Genomic DNA, 18,058 nt, shown 5'->3' on the forward strand with positions numbered 1-18,058 from the left:
GCTACACCGCCTTCCGGATGTCGAAGTCAGAGATCGGGACGTCGGTCAAGGTGTGCTTGAGGTCTTCTCGGCCCTCCACGTTGTGGACCCGGTCCCACAGGGCGCGGATCGCGCCGTACAGGTAGGGGGTCTCACCTGAGCCGAAGGTGCCGAGTGTCGGCTTGACCCGGGGCCCGTCCTGGGCGCTGGAGCTGAGACGCGCTTCACGCACGATCTCGTCTCGGACCTCGCCGTCGATGACGACCCGGATGAGGTCGCCCAGGCCGTAGTGGACGCCGAACATGGTCGAGTCGGTCTCCAGCGGGTCGATGGAGATCGAGGCGGTAGGACCGGAGTCGAGGTAGAAGGACTCTGCTTCGTCCTGGATGGCCCGGTACTGCGAGGACCAGGGGGGAGGGTCTTGTGCCCAGCCGGTCGGCTTGGTGGGGTCCTGGACCCACTGCCAGGGGATGTCTCGCCGGTCCTTGTAGCGCTCGGCCGTGATGCCCCACTCGGTTTCGGTGGCGGTGAAACCGGCCTCGGCCCATGCGAGGGTGTGCTGCTTGTCGGCCGGCGTGGCGTCGGGGTTGCCCCACCACTCGGGGTCGTACACGTCGTTGGCGAAGTATCCGTGCCACCGCTCGGGGCCCGACTTCTCCACCGAGACCTCGGTGTATCCGGTCGCGACGTCGTTGCCGTCGTAGGTCGGGGTCTGGGTGACCTCGCGCCAGGTCCGGTTCTGGGTGGCGATGACCAGGCGGGTCGCCTTGGGGGCCTTGGTCAGGTACTTGAAGCCCCGCAGGTTCCCCAGCTCGGCTCCGAAGCGGATGTCGTTGGTGAGGTTGGAGATGGGTTCGAGCTTGAGCAGGATGCCCGGACCGGTGGCCTCGGGGTCGCCGTTGGAGGCGACCGTAGAAGGGTTGGGGTGCCAGATGAAGCGGATACGGAATCCGTAGATGGCGCTCAGCAGCGACACGAGCTGGTCGGGCTGGTCGAACCTGATCCGCGCGGCTCGGGCGGTGTCGTCGTTGAAGAAGGCGGCGGTGGACCCCGGGCCGGGGATGAACACCCGATCCAGGCGGCGCTGCGCAAGGCCCTGGGTGTTGGCCAGGAACAGTTGGCGCAGCAGCTCTCCCGTGTTGGGCCAGTCCTTGTTGACCTGCCAGTACTGGAAGGCCGAGGCCATGTGGATGTCGGCGGCCGGGTTGGTCCAGGCGAGCCGTTCGGCCATCAGGTAGTTGTCGTCCACTCCGGTGGCGACCACCGAGCCGGCGCCCGCGTTGTCGCTGTCCCAGACCTTCTCGATCTGCGTGATGGGCCCGGAGAACAGGGGCTCGCTCTCGCCCTCCTGGAAGACGACGATCCCTCGGCCGGGCTGGATCATCCGGGACTGCGGATGCCCGGCGGGGATGGTCAGGCTCCACGAGCCGACCGCGTTGTGCCGGGGGATGGCGTCGAAGGTGGTGTAGGCGTCGGCGAGGCCGACGATGGCAAGGGGGGCCAGGCCGTCGCCGCCCTCCGCCTTGGTGCGGGGGAACAGCGACTCCCTGACGTAGATCCGGAAGTTGCGCATCAGATTCCCATGAAGGAGGGCAGGAAGGACACCGAGGCGTTGGGCTGGTTGCCCGCCATCCAGATGGCTTCCTGCTCGGGGGTCATGTCGGCCGGCTTGTCGATGACGAGGGAGACGTGGTTCACACCGGGCTCGATCGGCCACATCGTGGATGCGGCGTCCAAGGCCCACCACATCGAGTCGCCCCCGGCCGGGTCGAACTCGCTGCCGGTGTCAGCGGCCTGGTAGCGGCGCACGAACTGTGAGCCCTTGGTGGTCTCGATGACCAGCACCTCGGTAGGGGAGATGGTGACGGCCTGGTCCAGGCGCAGCTCGGACACGATGTTGCCTTCGTCGTCCTTGCGGACGATCGACATGCGCGAGTTCAGGGGGCCGCGGATCTCCCAGCGGGGCTGGGACTCCACATCGCCCGGGTTGTCCAGGTCCAGGGAGTCCACCCACACTGCGTTGGAGGACAACTGGAGCCCCTTGCCCGGGGTGTCGCCGTCCACGCTGAGGAACGGGTTGGCGCCCTCGGGCGGGTCGATGAAGGGCCGCAGCAGCGGGTAGGTGAGGAAGCTGGCGAAGCTGCGGGTCGGGTGCTGGAAGTAGGGGTTGGTCGCCCGCAGCACCACGCCGTACTTGGCCCAGTGAACGCCGTCGTCACTACCTTCCCCGCCCTCCATGCCGCTGGCGTAGAAGCAGGTGAGAACGCGCGGAGTCTCGGCGACCAGGAGCCCTCCCACCTCGGCGTACTCGGTGGTCTGGAGGGTGACCAGCCCCCGCTTGGGGTTGAGGCTGGCGATGAAGCGGCGCTTGAGCGCCATCATCTGGGCCCGGGTGGAGCCGGTGATGGTGAGCGGCAGGAAGATCTCGCGGATGCCGGCTCGGGCGAAGCGCAGGAAGCCGCCGTCGATCGCCGGGTACTCGTCGGCCTTCACATCGAAACTCGGAGCGTCCAGGCCCTTGGCCCCGCGCCGGAGCATGATGGTGGCCCCGGAGGACTTCTCGTCGGTGAGGGTGTAGAGCGCCCCGTCCACTCCTCGTACTTGCACGACGGTGGGCTTGAACAGCACGGGCTGACCTCCTGAGCAAGAAGAAAGAAGGGCCCCGGCCGGGAGGGTGGCCAGGGCCCTGCTGAGGGGTGGGGTTACTCGTAGAGCGCGTCGGCGTAGGAGAGCTGCTTGCGCAGCGACTCCTCGGTGGGGATGTCCGGGGCGGCGTAGATCTTGATGTCGTAGACCTTCGTCACTCCTGCTGCCTGCTGCTGCTGGCCGGCCGAGTTGAGCGAACCGACGTAGGAGGCGACCCCGGCCGCCAGCGAACCGAGGGGATCACTGTTCGGCGTCGGGGCGGTCTTCAGCGCCAGCGGCTCGAAGGCGGCCATCTTCAGCAGCGGCGGGTCATCGCCGCCGGAGAAGGACGACCGCTCGGTGTCGCCACCGCCGCCCTCCTGCTTGGGGGCTTCGATGGTCGGGCCCTTGAAGGTGCGGTTCAGGCTCTCCAGCTCGGCGACGATCGCCGCCACAGCATCGGCGACGACCTTCTTGGCGGTGTTCATCGCGTTGGTGATCGCCGAGACGAAGGAGGTCAGCTTGCCCTGCTCGGCTGCCTGGGTGGCCAGGCTCTTGAACTGCGCCACCGAGTCCGAGACGGCCTTGGTGATGTAGTCGACAACCTTCTTCATGTTCGCCTGGACCGTGGCCGGCGTCTGGTCGGCCGCCGTGGCGGTGTTCATCTGGACCGGTAGCGTGCGCCAGACGGCGATCGTGTCCGAGACACCCTTGGTGATCGCGGCCCGGACCATGTTCATCTGGCCTGCCATCGCGACCACCACCGAGGCGTCGGCCACGACCGTGTTGGACATCGCCTTGGGCAGCTCGGCGAAGGCCGCCATGGCTTCGGAGACGCCCTTGTTCACAGCGGCCGTGACCTTGGCCATAACCCCGGTGACCTGCGTGGTCACGGTGTCGTTGGCGACGGCCTTGGCCATGCCCTCCGGGAGCTTGGCGAACTGCTGGGCCCCTGCGGTGGCCTTCTCGCCGATGACGGCGTTCATCGCGTCGAGCTTGGCCGCCAGCTCCTCCGGGGTCTTGGAGGAGTTGATCAGCTCTCGCATGACCTCGGGGAGCTTGGAGAAGTTCTGCTGCGCCTGGGTGACCCCGTCCTGGACCTTCTTGGCCGCGCCGTCCATCTCGATGCCCATAAGCTCGGCGATCTGGCTGGCCTGGGTCTGGTCTTCCATCCCCTTGAGCATGGCCTTGACCTGCTCGACGGCCTGCGGCCCGGCGGTCTGGAGGACCGTCAAGATCTTCTGCATGTTCTGGCCCATGGACACGGCCAGCGGGTCCCCGGACTTCTGCGTCTCGGTGATCAACGCCTGCATCTTCTGGGCCCAGGTGGTGCTGAGCTGGGTGCCGGTGAACTCGACGTGTTCGAGCAGTTCGCGGAAGCGCTGCCGGAACCCCTCGTTGAGCTGGGCCGAGCCGGTGTTCCCCTTCTCCACCAGGTCGGCGATGGCCTCGTCCCAGCTCTTGCGCAGCTCACGCATCTTGTTGACCGAATCGGCAACGACCAGGCCGAAGGACAGGTTGATCTGCTTGGCCAGGTTGGAGGCTGCCTCGTTGGTCGAGTCGGCCTGCGTCACGAGGTTCTTGAGATCTTGGATGCTGACCGAGGTCGTGTTCTTGATGACCCCGGAGATGGTGTCCCAGGAGGTGGCGACGTCGCTCATCACCGTGCCCACGTTGGCGGCCACGGTGGTGGCGGCCTCGGCCGCTGCCGCCCCGATGTTGATCAGGGTCGTGGCCAGGGTGGTGAGGCCCTGGATGGTGTTGGGGTCTGATATCGCCTGGGCCAGGGTGTTGACCGCTACGGCCAGGGCGGCGAGCACGGCGGGGGCCATCTTGGCGAAGGCCGCGGCGACGGCCTCCAGCCCGGGAGCCATGTCCCGCAGCGCTCGGGCGAAGGCTACGGCGGCCACGCCGTAGACGTCCTTGTTGGCGCTGAAGGCGTCGAACAGCCGAGTGAAGGCGTCAGTCAGACCTTCCAGGACGGCAGGCGCAAAAGAGGCGAAAGCACCCGCGAGGTTCGCAATCGACGGCAGCAGTTCGGCCATCGAGTCGCCGATCGCGTTGAACCCCTCGGCGAACTGCGGCCCGTAGTCGGCCAGGACGCTGAAGAAGTTCCCGAACGCCTCGCCGAGGGTGGCGAACCCGGTCTGGATCTGCTCGTAGAAGCCGCTCTGGTTGAGCTTGGCCAGAGCGTCTGCCATGCCCTGTAGCGCGCCAGTGGCAAACTCGGCCATGCCCTTGGCCAGGGGCTCGATCGCCTTCATGGCCTCGCCCAGGGCCTTGACCCAGGCGTCGTAGAAGGGCTGGCCCTTCTGCATCGCGTCGGCGGCCCGGTCCGCCAGGTCGGTGAAGGTCTCCAGAGCTGGAGTGATCGACTCCTTGAACGCGGCGGAGAAGTTCTCCAGGACCCCGGCCCACTCCTCCTCCAAGTCCTTGGAGGACTGCATGAAGCTGTAGACCACGCCCGCCAGCAGCAAGGGCAGCGCCACCAGGGCGGCAGCACCGATCAGCACCCCGCCGATGGCCAGGGCGGCAGCGCCGGCCGCTACGACGATTGACCCGAGCAGGCCCACAACGGCACCAAGCAGGACGGTCGCCCCGCCGAGCTGGGCCAGGCCGGTGACGATGCTGAGCACCGCCCCCTGCACGTTGCCCAGCGACTCCATGGACAGGCTTCCGCCCGTGATCAGGGACTTGAAGGCGGTGGCCGCTGTCGAGCCGAGTTCCTTGAGCCCGCTGAGGATGCCGCTGACGGCGTCGGTCAGGCCGGAGAACATGCCGCTGGAGTTCTTGACGGTGGTGTTGATGACGTTGGCGGCCCGGTTGAGGGAGTCGCCGTCAACATCGACCTGGACCTTCTTGGTCTCGGTCCGGGTGATCTGCTTGATCTTCACCTCGGCCGCGAGCGCGTCCACGTCGATGTTGATCGTCTTGGATTCGGCCTTGGTGAGGTCCGCCAGCCGGGCGCTCGCCGCTGAGGTGTTCAGGTTGAGGTCGATGCTGATGTTGCGGTCGCGCAGGAACGTCTGAAGCTCTGCCTCGGCCTTGGCCGTCTGAAGCTCGATCTCCACCTGGACCTTGCGGTCGGTGATCGCCTTCTTCAGCTCGGCCTCGAACTGGGCGAGGTCGGCCTCAACCTCGATTTCGATCTTCTCGTTGGACCAGCGGGCAAGCTCGGCCTTCAGCTCCTTACCGAAGTCCGAAGTGTCCGGGACGACCTTGACCCCGACGCGCGCGACTTCCTTGCGCGCAGGACTCCCTGCCATGTGTCTCCTCCATCCGGCTCACGGGCGAGGAGGAGGAAGGGGCACCTTCGAGCCGGGCCCGATCACGGGCGCAGGGGCGTCCTCGCCCCGCAAACGGGCAAGCAGTGGGTTGGGCTTGGTGGGCTTCTCCGCTTCCTGCGCGCCGGGGCGCGGGTACGGCGGGAAGGGCTTGACCTTCTTCGGCTTGTCGCTGTGCGCGGCCTGGTAGAGCCAGGTCAGAGCGTTGAAGGCGTCATAAACGTCGGCCAGCATGTAGGCGTGCCGGTCCCAGCCGGCGTACTCCGGGCCGCGCAACGCGGAGACGTATGCGGAGTCGAGGGGGAGATGCCTGATGAGTGCCAGAACGAGCACGGGGGAGAGCAGTCCGCGGCGAAGGTCCCGCAGGTCCATTCGGTAGAACCGCAGGAAGTCGGCGAACAGCTCGTCCCCGTGGCTGTCCAGTAGCTCGATCAGGCTGAGGCTTCCCCCGACTTGGCCGCCTTCATCCAGTCGTCGAAGATGCGGGTGTGGAAGTGCGGCGGCAGGTCGGCCAGTGACTTCTTCAGCGAGTCCTTCTTGTCGGAGGCGGCCACGAGAATCCGGCCGATCGCGTCGATCCGGTCGAAGGGGTCGGCCTCGTTGTTGGTGACGGTCGGCAGGAGGCCCCGCACGACGGCCAGCTCGTCCTTGCTCAGCAGCAGGATCGGGCGCAGCAGGACGGTCTTGCCGTCCTTGGCGACGAACTCCAGGCCCTTCTCGACCTGCTCACGCTCGACATCGGCAACCAGGTCTTCGTACTTCAGAACAGCCACGATGGCTCCTTGGGACATGGGGATGCGGGGATGGCGAAGCCCCGCTGCGCGGCCATCCCCAGCGCACGCAACGGGGCTTGGTGCCCGGACGGGTTGTGAGGCCCGGCCGGGCTGGGATCAGGACTGGTCGATGGTGAAAGAGGTGCCGGCCGACTCGCCGAAGTTGGTCTCGACCTTGAGCTGAACCGGCAGGTCGCCGGTTTCCACCGGGTCGGGAACCGTGACGGTGAGCTGGGTGCCGGTCGGCGTGTAGACGGGGTTGACGCCCTCGTAGACGCCGAACCAGACGGTCGCCGGGGCCGTCAGGTTGGTGCCGGTGATGACCACCTGCGAACCGGGGGCGCCGGTGGCCGGGGTCACCTCGGTCACGGTCGGCGGGTTGATCTCGACCGCCTTGCCCCACATGACCGGGGAGATCTGGCCCAGGCCGTTGGCGCCGCTCAGGATGGTCGCGACGACCTGCATCTCCGTCAGGGCGGCCGGGTCGTAGGTGACGCCCTCAGCGCCGATCAGGCTGACCCGCTCGTAGTACTCGACCACGTGGCGGTCACCGTCCACCGCGACCACCAGCAGCGCCTTGGTCTGCGCGGCCGGCACCGAGGGGATGACGAACGAGCCGTCAGCGGCCACATCGCCGCCGCCGTAGTACAGGCGGTAGGTGTCGATGGTGAAGTCGGCCAGGGCCAGCGTCACCGTGAAGACCTTGGGCGGGTTGGTGGTGCGCAGGGCGGGCTTCTGCCAGGTGCCCAGCACCTCGGGGTCATCGCCCTCGGAGTCGTGCGTCAGGCCGTTCTCCAGCGAGGTGTTGCCGATGGAGGCCCAGGAGGTGCCCACGCTGTCGCGCAGGGTGCGCTCGGTGCGGATGTCGTACGGCAGGACCGGCTTCGGGGTGCCCTCAGGGGCGACGAAGATGTAGCCGGTGTTCGGAACGAGGACCGGGTCCTTCGTCAGGTAGGTGGGTGCCATTACTACCAATCTCCTGTATGCAGGCATGGAGGAAGAAGAAAGAAGAGGAGGGGGTTACCGCAGCGGCCGGATGGAGATCTGGTAGGTCCCCTGGAACATGAAGGTGTCGCCGTGCTTGCTGCTCAGGCCGTCGTAGATCAGCGACGGAGCGTTGACCTCGCGGAAGCCGAACAGGTAGCCGGCCGTCTCGGGGGTGGCGTAGCGGAACCCCTCCCGGCTGGCCTGAGACATCGAAGCCCCGGCCCGGCGAGCCAGCAGCGAGGCGTTACCGCGCTGGCTGGCGAACGCCTCGATCTCGAAGTAGCAGACCGCCCACAGGTGAGGGTGCCGGGAGGCCCCGCCGCCCGTGGCGCGCACCACGAGGAAGTCCTGCCTGTCCCAGTTCTTCTGGGCCTGACTGAAGACGCGGGAGACGCCCTGGGTGACCAGGTCGGGCATGTAGTGCTCAAGCGCTGCGATGATCGTCTTCTCGGGGTCAGGGATCATCACATCTCCGAGATAGTTCTTTCAATCACGTGAGAGCCAGGGACCTCGCGGTCGGCCCAGTTGTTGAAGTGGCCGAAGTTGTAGCCGATCGCGCCCTCGTCCTTGACGCCGAAGAAGGCGTCCTTGTCGCCCAGGGCCTCGGCCCGGACGCTGCGCGCCATCGCTCCGGTGCGCCTGGCGATGTTCGCCTTGAGGATCTTGGCTCCGCGCTGCGCGGTCGCGATGACCTCGGCGTGGACGCCGGGCAGTCCCGCTATGACCTCGGCGATCTTGGGGTTGACCCACACGCTCATTCGACGTCCCCCTTCAGCTCGCACAGCACGGTCACGTAGTTCACGCGCCTGGTCGACCACCGCCGGGGCGCCTGGACCACTGTCCAGATCTGGCCCTGAGCCTCGACCTGGGACCACTGGTCCAGCTCCACCAGCTCCTTGGACCACTTGATGACGATCGAGACGCGGGCGGTGTCGGCCCAGCCCTGGGAGGCGAAACGCATGTTGGCCGCCCAGCCGGCCCCGGCGAAGCCGGTCGGCAGGATGAACGCCTTGACCGAGAGGAAGGAGCTGGAGGGCACGGGGTTTCGCCCGCCGCCGTATCCGTCCTCCACCCACTCGGTCTTGAAGATCTTGATGTTCTCCGGGGCCCGGTCGAGGATCACGGGGTCTCCTCGACAGGGTCAGGGATGTACCGGCTGACGAGCTGGATCGAGCCCAGGCCGGTGCGCGACCGGAACGGCCTCAGCGCGTCCTTGGCCTCCTTGGACAGCACGACCACGGCCCCGGCGTATGCGTAGCTCGTGGACAGGTCGCCGACTCGGTCGGCTGCAACACCGGGGTCGGTGTTGAGATACCGGATCACCTCCAGGCAGGCGACCGCCTTCACAGCGGCCGGCGGGGCGGATGTGGCGAAGCTGCGCCGCAGGAAGGTCTCCACCAGCGCTGTCACGTCGGTGATGAAGGCGTTGACCTGATCGACTCGCTCGTCCTCGAACACCTGCCCCATGCGGGCCTCGATGTCGGCGAGCGACATCAGCATGGGATCTCCAATCGGGCATGCCGGAAGGGCCCCCGGCGCCAGGCCGGGGGCTCAACCAAGGGGAGGTCAGGGAGTGGCCGGCTTGCCGACGACGATCGCGTGCGGAGCGATGACCTTGGAGTCGTAGTGCATCCGGGTCTTGATCGCGTGGGTGAACTTGGCCTCGGGCTCATACGCCTTCATCTCGACGTTCGGGATGACAGCGGCGACCGAACCGCGCACGCCCATCAGCATGTCCACGCCTCGGGCGGCGTCGTGGCTCTGGCCGACGAGGGCCTGCTTGCCCTTGCGGGCGATGCGGGGACCCACCGTGTTGGACACGATGACCGGGATGCCCAGGACGCTGCCCATGAAGCCGCTCACCATGATCGGAGTGCCGCCCCAGTGGCTCGCGTCGATGAACTCCTTCATCTTCAGGATCTCTGCCTTCACGGCGGTCCCGATGACCAGGAACTTCTCGTCCTCGACATTGGCGTCATCCAGCAGGGCCGCCATGTCCACGATCTGGTTGTAGCGGGCCGCGGTGCCGGTGCCCAGCTCGACGGTCTCGACCAGGCCGTGCAGGGCCACCGCGCCGCCGTCGCTGTTCAGGTCCTTGCCCAGGCCGGAGTTGGTGGCGGTCTCCTGCGCGGCGGTGACGATGGTGTTGGCCACCAGGGAGTCCAGGGCCAGGGCCGCCTTGCGGGCACGCTGGCGGACCAGCTCGGACATCAGGTCGATGCCGGCCTTGGTCTGGAGCTGGTGCAGCGAGTCCACCTCGAAGTGGAAGCTGGAGCCCTTCGCGACCTGCATCTTGATGTAGTCCAGCTCAGCCCGGTCGGCCGAGCCGATCGAGGCGTAGGCCGGGACGTTGCCCTTGTCCTGGACGGTGTCGATGAAGTGGGGGATGCGGAGGACGTCGCCTTCCTTGCGGAACTCGCCCTCGTAGGTGTTGGTGGCGAACAGGTTGCCGAGAACCAGCCGGTCCTCGGTCTCGGTGAGGAGCTGCGCGCTCCAGACCTCGGGGATGAAGACGCCCTGCACCCCGGCGTTGAGGTGGGCGCCGGTGTCCTTGTAGAGGCCATCGGTGAATGCCAACGTAGATCCTTAGAATGTGGCATACGAAAGGCCCCCGGCGTGCTGCCGAGGGCCCGGTATGCGGGGGTCAGATTTCGCCGCGCATGAGCGCGTCAAGGCGGCCCTCTTTCTGGGCCTGGGCGACCTCCCGAGGACTCATCCCCTTCAGGTCAGCCCTGCTGAGCTGGCCAGCCGTGCGCTGGTCGCCCTGCGGACCGATGCCAAGGCCCTGGGCGAACCGGGGGCCCTTCGGCGCGGTCTCGGAGAAACGGGCGACGAACTCGCTGATCGCGGTCTCGTTGACTGCTCCGTCAGCGATGAACTTGTTGACGTCGAGCAGTTCCTTCACAGGCGTGAGATCCACGCCGGCCTTGGACGCGGCGACGTCGAGCCGATCCTGCGCACGCTGCTGCACGACGGACTCCAGGGCCTCCCGTGCGCCCTGCGCACGAGCGTCTGCGACCGCGCGCTCGGCGTCGGTCATGTGCGCCTTGCGCAGCTCCTCGACCTCACCAGAAGCCTTCTTCCAGTTGGTCTCGTGAGTGCGCGCGAAGTGCTTCCACTTCTCGGCCTCGGCCTTCCAGTCCGTGACCTCGCTACCAACCTCCTGGTTGGGGGCGGGGGTCGGCGGGGTGGCCGGGTCGTTGGCCGGGGGAGTGTTCTGGGGGTTGTCCATCGCGGTGCTGGGTCCTCTCCATGTCGGATTGAGGCATGAAAAAGGCCCTGGCCATGTCGGCTAGGGCTTCGGTGGTGGGGTGTTACGCGGCCTTCTTCAGCTCGACCGAAGCGACCTTGTCTTGGGGCGTCTTCGGCTTGGCTTCGCCGCGAGTAGATGACTGCGGCTGTCCGGGCTTGCCGGGCTGGCCCGGCTGCTGCTGACCGTTGGGTCCGAGCATGTCGCTCAGGCCGTACTTGTCGGCAAGCTCCTTCGCCCGCTTCATCTCCTCTTCGCGCATCGCGTCGAAGCGGAGAATCTGGGTCGGCGTGTAGCCGTACTCCTCCTGGAGCTGCTTCTCGGGAACCCCGAGTTCCTTCATCTTCAGGAGAGCATCGGCGAGCTGCGCCTTGCTGCGGTACTCCGGGTCATCCCAGATGACCTCTGCGCTGTATGCCTTGGCCCTGGACGTGTCGCCCTTGACCAGGAATGCCAGGCGCATGGCCTCTTCCCAGGACTCGCCGAAGTGCAGCATCCGCTCACGGGCCTTGGCCACCAGGCCGGCCTCGGCGGCGGTGATCGACTCACCGCTCGGAGCCTGGCCACCGTTGAGCAGGAAGTAGTGGAACGGAACCCTGGACTGGCTCGCCATGTGCTGGACGAGCATGTCGATCAGGACCACGTAGTTCTTCAGGTCCGCGGCCTCGAACTGGCCCCACTTGGCGTCGGGGTTGTCCAGCGTCAGGATGCGGTCGATGTAGGCCCGGATCGCCTCCTGGCGAGCAGCCTCGATGTCGTCTGTGGAGGGGTTCTCGGGGAGCGGTTCGACTCCGCTCAGAATCCGCTGCGGGAACGCGGCGAACTCCGAGGCAACCAAGGCGTCGGCCGCCACCTTGTTGATGGCGTCCTGGACCGGGATGATCGCCGCCAGCTCCGAGAACGGGGTGATCTTGAGTCGGGTGCGGTTGAGCAGCGGGATGACCGGGACCTGCTTGAGCGGGTTGGACGTCTCCTGAGGCTCAGACCAGCGGCGCTCGGAGTCGGTGCCGGTGAAGGGCCGGTCGGTGGTGAAGACCCTGGTCGGCGTCCACAAGGTGGCGTGCTCGATACCCCAGTCATCCACGTACTGCTTCAGGGCCGCGGCGCGCTTGCGCCGGCTGCCCGGCTCGTACTGCACCACGACGTCCTCGGCGGACTCAGGCACCATGAGCGGCTGGTCGTCCTCATCGCCCCACACCGTCACGAAGGAGGCCCCGCCCATCAGGGCGTCGATGTGGGCCGCGTTGGATTCGGCGTCCAGCTTGTTGAACTGCCAGATGTCAGTGGCGTCCTTGTCCGCGGGTTCGTCCGGGCCCATGCGGAAGCCCTGCACCCGCAGGCGCTCAGACACCGAGTCCACGATCAGGGGACAGAAGTTGTCCCTCCACCCGACGAACAGGTCCCCGAAGATCTCGGTGAACTTCTGCTGGGCGTAGTTGAGGATCTTGTTCTCGGAGTCGTAGTAGGTCGCGTACTTGCGGACCTCGGCTCGCTGCATGCTGAGCTTGGCTTCAAGCCAGCCGATCCACTCCACTGGCGTTTGGGGGCGGCCCCCGAGACCTGGCAAGGGCCCTCCTCAGTAAGTGCGTAGACGTGCGCGACGGCGCACCTTCATGCGCCCATCGGCGATGGCCTCGGCTCGCGCCTCGTAGGCCAGGACCGCCGCAATGGCGGCGTCGATCTTCTTGCGGGACTTCTTGGACTCCTTGCGGATCAAGGTCCCTTGGGGGACCTCGTAGGTCACCGCGTTGCCGATGTGGCGGGCCAGGTCGGGGTTGCCGTCGTGCTTGATGCCCTCGACCAGGTGAGCGGCGGTGTGGAAGCGCTCGATGGCCTCGCACATCTGCTTGGCTCGGGCCGGGGAGAACTCGAAGACGATGTCCCGGCCGTCCCGGTCCTTCTCCTTGAAGTCCAGGGCCCAGGTCCCGACGACGTTCTGCCAGTAGGACGGGTCGGCGTAGACCCACTCGACCTGGTAGGTCGCGTGCGCCTCGCGCATCCTCTTGTCCACAAGCAGGGTGTCCACCTGCCATTCCCGGTTCGGGATGCCCGGGTCCTCGTCCAGGTGGATCATGAACGTCTTGCCGTCGCGGAGACGGCAGCCCACGATCGCCGTGCTGTCGCTGTAGAGCGAGCCGTCGAACCCGATGGCGATCTGGTCACCGGCCTTGATCGGGTCGGTGTCATCGGCCAGGCCGTCCCAGATGGGACGTGCCATCCAGGCGTCAGCGGACTCCTGGATCTTGTTCAGGTAGAAGCGGTACGCCTGTGCCTGGCTCGTACGTGGGTCCTGGATCGCGTCGATGAGGCCCTGGATGTCCACCCAGTGCGAGTCGCCGTACGCCTGCCTCAGGCCCAGCTCGACGGCCTCGACGTCCTTGAGGTCGATCTCGTCGGAGTCGGCCTCCACGCAGTCGTAGAGCAGCTTGCCGTTGGGCTTCTTCTGGAACGCCTCGTAGGTGCGCTGAGCTACTGAGTCCTCGTTCGGGTTGAAGGCGTTGGTCGACTCCACGTATCGCGAGCCCGAACCGGCCGTCTTGCGGACGTTACGGTCCAACACCTCGAACACGGCGATGCCGCCGTTGGACGGCACCCAGTGGTGGGTCTCATCGCCCACCACGAAGGTGGGCCGGGCGCCTTCCAGGCCCCGTGAGGAACTGGTGACGGGCTCGATACGACCGGGCCGGCCGGAGCGGAACTGGATGCGCTCCTTGCCGATCTCGACGTCGTACTCGTCCTCGGCCGGCGAGTTCGCCAGCATGCCGCGGATCATGTCGCGGGTGTTGGCGGTCTGGTCGATCGAGGTAGCCGCGATCTGGATCAGCGGCAGGCCCACACGCTTCCCGACCGGGAAGCCGTTCTCATCGAAGTGCGAGAACCGGCAGGGGCCGATGAACTCGATGATGGCCAGCGCAGCCAAGACGGGGGTCTTGCCCCATCCCTTGGATCGGCGAAGGCAGGCGGTGCTGTAGAGCCACTTGCCGCGCTCGTCGATCGCGTAGAGCCAGAGGATGAAGCGCTTCTGCTCGATGGTGAACTGCCACGGCTGGCCGGCGTTCTCGCCGTCCGGCTGGACGATGTACTTCTCAGCCCAGCGGAGGATCTGGTAGCCCAGAGACCTTGTGGGGTGGGGGACCCCCTCGGGGAGGTTGCCCGTTTGCACAGGCATCACCTCCACGTGCCGATGGCACTACGATTTGCAGTTTGTGACAGATGTTTCGGTGGGCAGGCGCACCCACGCAGGCGGTCGGCTCGAAGTGACCCTTCCGGGGACCTCTACGCTTCTCCAGGAGGTTTCGGACAACCTGAGATCAGTATTCGAGTTCATTCGGTCGGTTCACATCAGCCAGGAGATCAGCCGAGTGTTTCCGCCTGATCTCGGTGTGGACCTGCCGACCGACTGGCGCAGGGCTGAGCCCGCGCTGACCGTCTGGCAGCAGGACATCATCCGAAGCGCGCGGGATTTCTTTGAGGACGAGCAGTCCTACGAGTTCGTGACGGTGAACCGCATCTCGATGAACTCGCCGCTCTGGATGGATCTGACCGTGGGGGGATTCACTGGCGGAAGTGTTGTGAGCACGGTCGTCTTCCTCTTCAAGAACCCCGACAAGATCGGCGCATGGTTCCCGAAGCTCCGGGCGTCCTGGTACAACGGCCAGGCCGAGGCTGAGAAGGCACGGCAGAAGGTCGAGAAACTACGCAAGGCTCGTACGGAGATACGTGAGCTTGAGCCCTGATCAGGCCCCACCGAGCGATCGGTACAGCTCGAAGTCGGCGACGTTCTCGGGAAGCGAATCGGGCCGCTCGGGGCCCTGCTTGTCTTGGTCCTTGCGATTCATCCGCAGGCGCATCCGGTCGGTGACCGTCGCGCCGAGCAGCGATTCGTTCTGCCGGATCTCGGCCAGGGCGTTGTGGCCCGGCCGCCGGTAGTACGCCTCCACCAGAGGCGCGAGCATCTGGAGTCGCTGCCAGTCGGTCGTCTTGAACGACTCGGCCTGGTCGGACTCGACCCAGGTGTCCCACCAGCGCTGGGTGGCCACCGAGTAGCCGTCGCGCTTGAACAGCTTCTTGAGCCGGTCGGGAACGTCCTCGTCGCCCTCCAGGTGGGAGAGGTCCACGACGTTGCGCCGGACGGCGTTCTCCTTGGGGGCCGGTCCGCGGCCTGCCACAGCTACTCCTTACGGCCGAACCGGGCGCGGATCGAGCGGTGCTCTAACCCCTCGGCCGGCTGATCCCGGTCGGCGACCTCGTCCACGATCACGTGGGTTGCCCTCGCGCCCTTGACGCTCTGCGTCTTCGCCTTGTCCTTGGTGCTCTCCGGCTTCGTCTGCCGCGCCATGCTCACCAGCCCTCAGATAGAAGAAAGAAGTCCGGGTGCGCGGAACCCGCCCTCGCGCGCACCATGCCAGCACCCACCGGCCTAAGGCCCGGTTGTTGTGTGCTGGCTGCCCTTGTAGTGATCAAGCCCAGTAGCCGAAGCCCACGATGCTGCTGGAGCGGTGGACCCGCTGAACGCGACCGGAGGAGTTGCCCTCGATCGAGGAGATCGAGCCGTCGCTGTAGACCTTCTCGACGATTCCCGCGTGGTCGATGCCGGCCCGGCTCTTGCCGCCGGCCCAGTCGTAGAACACGATCGCCCCGCGCCGGGGCTTGATGCCCCAGCGGCCCTTGGCGGCGAACCAGGCGGCCCAGGTGGGCGTGTAGGCGTAGGTGCCTACCGTGGCCCGCACGCCGGCCTCCTGGGCGGCCCAGGCCACGAAGATGGCGCACCAGGGCGCGGTGAGGAAGACGCTGCCCTTCAGCCGGGCGTACCAGCGTGTGTACTCGTTGGGGACGCCTGAGGTCCCGATCTCGCCTCCGGCGGCCTTCAGCAGGGCGCTGACCCTGCTGGCCGCTGTGGGCGGCTTAGGACTCGCGGAGCGAGTAGTCGGTCCAGCAGAAGAAGTTGCCCGCACAGGTGTCGGTGGGGCAGTGGGCCTCGGGGTCGTCCCAGCGCGCACAGCCGAGGGTGTCGGTGTCGGTGGCGTCGAGGGCTTCGGCCAGGCCGTCGAACTCGGGGCCGTATCCGGTGTCGTAGTCGTCGTCCGGTTCTTGCTCAACGAGGGAGTCGAAGGACTCCTGATCGCGAAGGAAGCAAGGAGTGGGACAAGTGCCGCAGAACCCGCCAGGGCCGCAGCCCTGGATGTGATCTTCATCGCTCATCGGTTACGCGCCCTCCCTCGCGCGGCCTCCTTCCGAGACTTGATTTCGTGGCATGCCTCGCAGATGCAGGCGAGGTTCTTCAGGTCCCAGGTGCCGCCTTCGGCGATGGGGATGACGTGGTCCACGATCCGACCGGGGCCGCCACAGACGTAGCAGCGCTCTCGGTCTCTGTGTCGGGCTCGTCGTATCAAGGTCGCGGCGTTCTTGGGCCGCGCCAGGTTCCGGGCGCTGGTCACTGACCAGGGCACGTAGTGCGTCTCGCACTTGGACTTGCCAGGTTTGGCCGGCTGGCGACAGCCGGTCTCCAGGCACTTCTGGGGTGCTCGGGGCATCCTCACCTCCGAGAGTCGGAGACGTACGGAGGTGGTGAGGGAGAAGTAAGAACCCCTTGTTGGATCGGCCTAAGGGCCGATCCTTAGTAGTTAGTAACTAACTCTCTAAGGGGTTTCACTTGGGGTGAAACCCTACGAAGTAGGGTTGAACAAGTACCCCCCTTACCCCCCACGAGGGGAGGAGGGGAACCTGCTCGGGGGTCGAGGCGAGAGTGCGCTGAATCGGTGCGCCACTCCACAGCCCCTTCCCACCAAGCTATGGGGCGGACTTTTCAGGAAGGTCCGGATGCGTCGAGGGAGGCGGGCCGTAGCCTCACCTCCCCCTCGCACCAACCTATAGAGCGGACTTTTCGGGATGGTCCGGGCTCCAGTCTGGGAAGATCACCGCGCGCACCATGGCGAGGCCCTGGCGGATCTCCTCGGCGTTGCTGCGGGTGTAGCGCTCGGTCATCGAGTCCCCGGAGTGGCCCAGGATGTCGCGGCGAACCTTGCGGGGAACTCCGATGTCTTCGGCGATGGTGGCCCAGGTGCGGCGCAGCCCGTGCGGGCCGATGACGGGGAAGCCGTGTTTCTTACTTCCGTAGCCGACGCGGCTGGTGATGGTGGTTGGCATCATGTGGATGCCGGGCTTCCAGTCGGTGCTTTTGTGGTGCTTGCGCCGGGTGAATATCCACCCGTTGTCGTCCCATTCGGAGTACTGGGCCTTCTCCGCTTCCTGCATCTCTCGATGCTGGAGAAGTAGATCGAGGACCATATCGTCCAGGACGACCCAGCGGCGCTTGCCGCCCTTGGGGGTGTTCTCGAACACCACTTCGTTGGTCCAGGTGATGTTGTCCGCCACCCGGATTATCCGTTCCTTCTGATTGAACCTGGACCAGCGCAGGCCGATCGTTTCTCCGCGTCGGGTGGCCTGGAGAGCGACGAATGCGGCCAGGGCTCGATACGGGTAGGCGTCCTCGTTGAGGACGAAGTGGCGGACCTGTTCGGGGGTCCACACAGGCCCGCGGCCGAACTGGTGGGTAAACCACTCGTCGTAGTCGTCCTCGTCGTCGGGGGCGTACAGCCGGATCAAGCGGCTGGCACCGCACGCCTTGACCGGGTTGCCGATGGTCTCGATGTTGTTGTCCCGGGCCCAGGTGAAGACTCCGGACAGGTAGGCCGATGTGGTCAGCATCGTGTTGGCCTTGTAGTCGCGTTTGACCAGGTCTGTGGTGACCCACTCGACGATCATCTCGGGGGTGATGCGGCGGATTTCGGTGTCGAGGAGCTTGTCGGGCATCCGCCGTAGGGCCCGCTGCATGTCGGCCTTGGTGGTCTGCTTCAGGCCGGCCCGGTCGAGTCGGCGGGTATAGACCTCCCGCAGGGTGATGCGGGAGGCGGGGACGATGGACTGCAAACGGGCGTTCTGCTGGAGCCTCCAGGCGACGGCCTCCTCGTGTGTGTCGAAGGTCTCACCCGGCCTAACCTTTTCGCCTGTCAGCGGGTCAACCATGGGAGGCATCTGTACTCTGAAGGCAACAGACCCATCCCGTCGCTTACGCTCGGATATCGTCCCTTTTAGTCGATCCATGCGGTGCGGTACTTCCTGTTAGGTGGTGACCATACGTGACAACAGTGCGGCCTCGT

General features: G+C 66.3%; 21 protein-coding genes. 1 reads left to right on the top strand and 20 read right to left on the bottom strand.

Annotated elements, in window-relative coordinates; genetic code table 11:
• Position 1 precedes the first annotated feature (1 nt).
• The 14 genes from BJ982_RS22325 to BJ982_RS22390 form a co-directional block, all read right to left on the bottom strand.
• Positions 2–1,552: a Gp37-like protein gene (locus BJ982_RS22325; RefSeq protein ID WP_184883055.1), complete on the bottom strand. Its 1,551-nt coding sequence runs from the start codon at positions 1,550–1,552 to the stop codon at positions 2–4.
• Positions 1,552–2,607: a hypothetical protein gene (locus BJ982_RS22330; protein ID WP_184883056.1), complete on the bottom strand. Its 1,056-nt coding sequence runs from the start codon at positions 2,605–2,607 to the stop codon at positions 1,552–1,554. Before BJ982_RS22330 ends, BJ982_RS22325 begins: the two co-directional genes overlap by 1 nt.
• A gap of 74 nt (positions 2,608–2,681) precedes the next feature.
• Positions 2,682–5,870 carry a hypothetical protein gene (locus tag BJ982_RS22335; RefSeq protein WP_184883058.1) on the bottom strand — a complete coding sequence of 1,063 codons (3,189 nt, stop codon included), beginning with the start codon at positions 5,868–5,870 and terminating at the stop codon, positions 2,682–2,684.
• Positions 5,871–5,888: 18 nt separating this feature from the next.
• Complete coding sequence (locus BJ982_RS22340; RefSeq protein WP_184883060.1) at positions 5,889–6,221, bottom strand: hypothetical protein; 333 nt, start codon at positions 6,219–6,221, stop codon at positions 5,889–5,891.
• 98 nt (positions 6,222–6,319) lie between these two features.
• A complete protein-coding gene (locus BJ982_RS22345) occupies positions 6,320–6,661 on the bottom strand; it encodes a hypothetical protein (RefSeq protein WP_184883062.1) in 342 nt (113 codons plus the stop codon).
• A 117-nt stretch (positions 6,662–6,778) separates the two neighbouring features.
• Positions 6,779–7,627 (bottom strand): IPT/TIG domain-containing protein, encoded by an 849-nt coding sequence (locus tag BJ982_RS22350; RefSeq protein WP_184883064.1) that lies wholly within the window; start codon positions 7,625–7,627, stop codon positions 6,779–6,781.
• 54 nt (positions 7,628–7,681) lie between these two features.
• Positions 7,682–8,113, bottom strand: coding sequence for a hypothetical protein (locus BJ982_RS22355; protein WP_184883066.1), 432 nt, complete (start codon positions 8,111–8,113; stop codon positions 7,682–7,684).
• Entirely contained in the window at positions 8,113–8,406 is a 294-nt protein-coding gene (locus BJ982_RS22360) for a DUF5403 family protein (protein ID WP_184883068.1), read from the bottom strand. Before BJ982_RS22360 ends, BJ982_RS22355 begins: the two co-directional genes overlap by 1 nt.
• Positions 8,403–8,771, bottom strand: coding sequence for a hypothetical protein (locus BJ982_RS22365; protein WP_184883070.1), 369 nt, complete (start codon positions 8,769–8,771; stop codon positions 8,403–8,405). The genes BJ982_RS22360 and BJ982_RS22365 overlap by 4 nt, the downstream gene beginning before the upstream one ends.
• Positions 8,768–9,148 (bottom strand): hypothetical protein, encoded by a 381-nt coding sequence (locus BJ982_RS22370; protein ID WP_184883073.1) that lies wholly within the window; start codon positions 9,146–9,148, stop codon positions 8,768–8,770. The genes BJ982_RS22365 and BJ982_RS22370 overlap by 4 nt, the downstream gene beginning before the upstream one ends.
• A 66-nt stretch (positions 9,149–9,214) precedes the next feature.
• Entirely contained in the window at positions 9,215–10,225 is a 1,011-nt protein-coding gene (locus BJ982_RS22375) for a phage major capsid protein (protein ID WP_184883075.1), read from the bottom strand.
• A 67-nt stretch (positions 10,226–10,292) separates the two neighbouring features.
• Entirely contained in the window at positions 10,293–10,880 is a 588-nt protein-coding gene (locus tag BJ982_RS22380) for a hypothetical protein (RefSeq protein ID WP_184883077.1), read from the bottom strand.
• An 82-nt stretch (positions 10,881–10,962) separates the two neighbouring features.
• Positions 10,963–12,432 (bottom strand): phage portal protein, encoded by a 1,470-nt coding sequence (locus BJ982_RS22385; protein WP_275411667.1) that lies wholly within the window; start codon positions 12,430–12,432, stop codon positions 10,963–10,965.
• A 42-nt stretch (positions 12,433–12,474) separates the two neighbouring features.
• Positions 12,475–14,061 carry a terminase TerL endonuclease subunit gene (locus BJ982_RS22390; RefSeq protein WP_203958905.1) on the bottom strand — a complete coding sequence of 529 codons (1,587 nt, stop codon included), beginning with the start codon at positions 14,059–14,061 and terminating at the stop codon, positions 12,475–12,477.
• Positions 14,062–14,281: 220 nt separating this feature from the next.
• Here BJ982_RS22390 and BJ982_RS22395 point away from each other — a divergent pair, with 220 nt between their 5' ends.
• Complete coding sequence (locus BJ982_RS22395) at positions 14,282–14,635, top strand: hypothetical protein (protein WP_184883081.1); 354 nt, start codon at positions 14,282–14,284, stop codon at positions 14,633–14,635.
• On the opposite strand, the gene BJ982_RS22400 is transcribed toward BJ982_RS22395, so the two are convergent.
• The 6 genes from BJ982_RS22400 to BJ982_RS22425 all read right to left on the bottom strand — a co-directional run bounded on the left by BJ982_RS22400 (position 14,636) and on the right by BJ982_RS22425 (position 17,924).
• The gene (locus BJ982_RS22400) at positions 14,636–15,067 is read right to left on the bottom strand and encodes a phage terminase small subunit (protein ID WP_184883083.1); all 432 of its coding nucleotides are present in this window, start codon (positions 15,065–15,067) and stop codon (positions 14,636–14,638) included.
• Between the two features lie 2 nt (positions 15,068–15,069).
• On the bottom strand, positions 15,070–15,237 hold the full coding sequence (locus BJ982_RS22405) for a hypothetical protein (RefSeq protein WP_184883085.1): 168 nt from the start codon (positions 15,235–15,237) through the stop codon (positions 15,070–15,072).
• A 121-nt stretch (positions 15,238–15,358) separates the two neighbouring features.
• Positions 15,359–15,853, bottom strand: a complete 495-nt coding sequence (locus BJ982_RS22410; RefSeq protein WP_184883087.1) for a CHAP domain-containing protein — start codon at positions 15,851–15,853, stop codon at positions 15,359–15,361.
• Entirely contained in the window at positions 15,804–16,100 is a 297-nt protein-coding gene (locus tag BJ982_RS22415; RefSeq protein WP_184883089.1) for a hypothetical protein, read from the bottom strand. The genes BJ982_RS22410 and BJ982_RS22415 overlap by 50 nt, the downstream gene beginning before the upstream one ends.
• Positions 16,097–16,432 carry an HNH endonuclease gene (locus BJ982_RS40965; protein WP_184883091.1) on the bottom strand — a complete coding sequence of 112 codons (336 nt, stop codon included), beginning with the start codon at positions 16,430–16,432 and terminating at the stop codon, positions 16,097–16,099. The genes BJ982_RS22415 and BJ982_RS40965 overlap by 4 nt, the downstream gene beginning before the upstream one ends.
• Positions 16,433–16,766: 334 nt before the next feature.
• Entirely contained in the window at positions 16,767–17,924 is a 1,158-nt protein-coding gene (locus BJ982_RS22425) for a site-specific integrase (protein ID WP_184883093.1), read from the bottom strand.
• Positions 17,925–18,058 lie beyond the last annotated feature (134 nt).

This window comes from Sphaerisporangium siamense, from assembly GCF_014205275.1.
Classification (GTDB): Bacteria; Actinomycetota; Actinomycetes; order Streptosporangiales; family Streptosporangiaceae; genus Sphaerisporangium; species Sphaerisporangium siamense.

Excerpts from the sequence above, each read along its gene's own strand:
- BJ982_RS22335 (WP_184883058.1), bottom strand. The coding sequence starts at position 5,870 with ATGGCAGGGAGTCCTGCGCGCAAGGAAGTCGCGCGCGTCGGGGTCAAG.
- BJ982_RS40965 (WP_184883091.1), bottom strand. The coding sequence starts at position 16,432 with ATGCCCCGAGCACCCCAGAAGTGCCTGGAGACCGGCTGTCGCCAGCCG.
- BJ982_RS22380 (WP_184883077.1), bottom strand. The coding sequence starts at position 10,880 with ATGGACAACCCCCAGAACACTCCCCCGGCCAACGACCCGGCCACCCCG.
- BJ982_RS22405 (WP_184883085.1), bottom strand. The coding sequence starts at position 15,237 with ATGGCGCGGCAGACGAAGCCGGAGAGCACCAAGGACAAGGCGAAGACG.
- BJ982_RS22350 (WP_184883064.1), bottom strand. The coding sequence starts at position 7,627 with ATGGCACCCACCTACCTGACGAAGGACCCGGTCCTCGTTCCGAACACC.
- BJ982_RS22360 (WP_184883068.1), bottom strand. The coding sequence starts at position 8,406 with ATGAGCGTGTGGGTCAACCCCAAGATCGCCGAGGTCATAGCGGGACTG.
- BJ982_RS22425 (WP_184883093.1), bottom strand. The coding sequence starts at position 17,924 with ATGGTTGACCCGCTGACAGGCGAAAAGGTTAGGCCGGGTGAGACCTTC.
- BJ982_RS22325 (WP_184883055.1), bottom strand. The coding sequence starts at position 1,552 with ATGCGCAACTTCCGGATCTACGTCAGGGAGTCGCTGTTCCCCCGCACC.
- BJ982_RS22355 (WP_184883066.1), bottom strand. The coding sequence starts at position 8,113 with ATGATCCCTGACCCCGAGAAGACGATCATCGCAGCGCTTGAGCACTAC.
- BJ982_RS22415 (WP_184883089.1), bottom strand. The coding sequence starts at position 16,100 with ATGAGCGATGAAGATCACATCCAGGGCTGCGGCCCTGGCGGGTTCTGC.
- BJ982_RS22370 (WP_184883073.1), bottom strand. The coding sequence starts at position 9,148 with ATGCTGATGTCGCTCGCCGACATCGAGGCCCGCATGGGGCAGGTGTTC.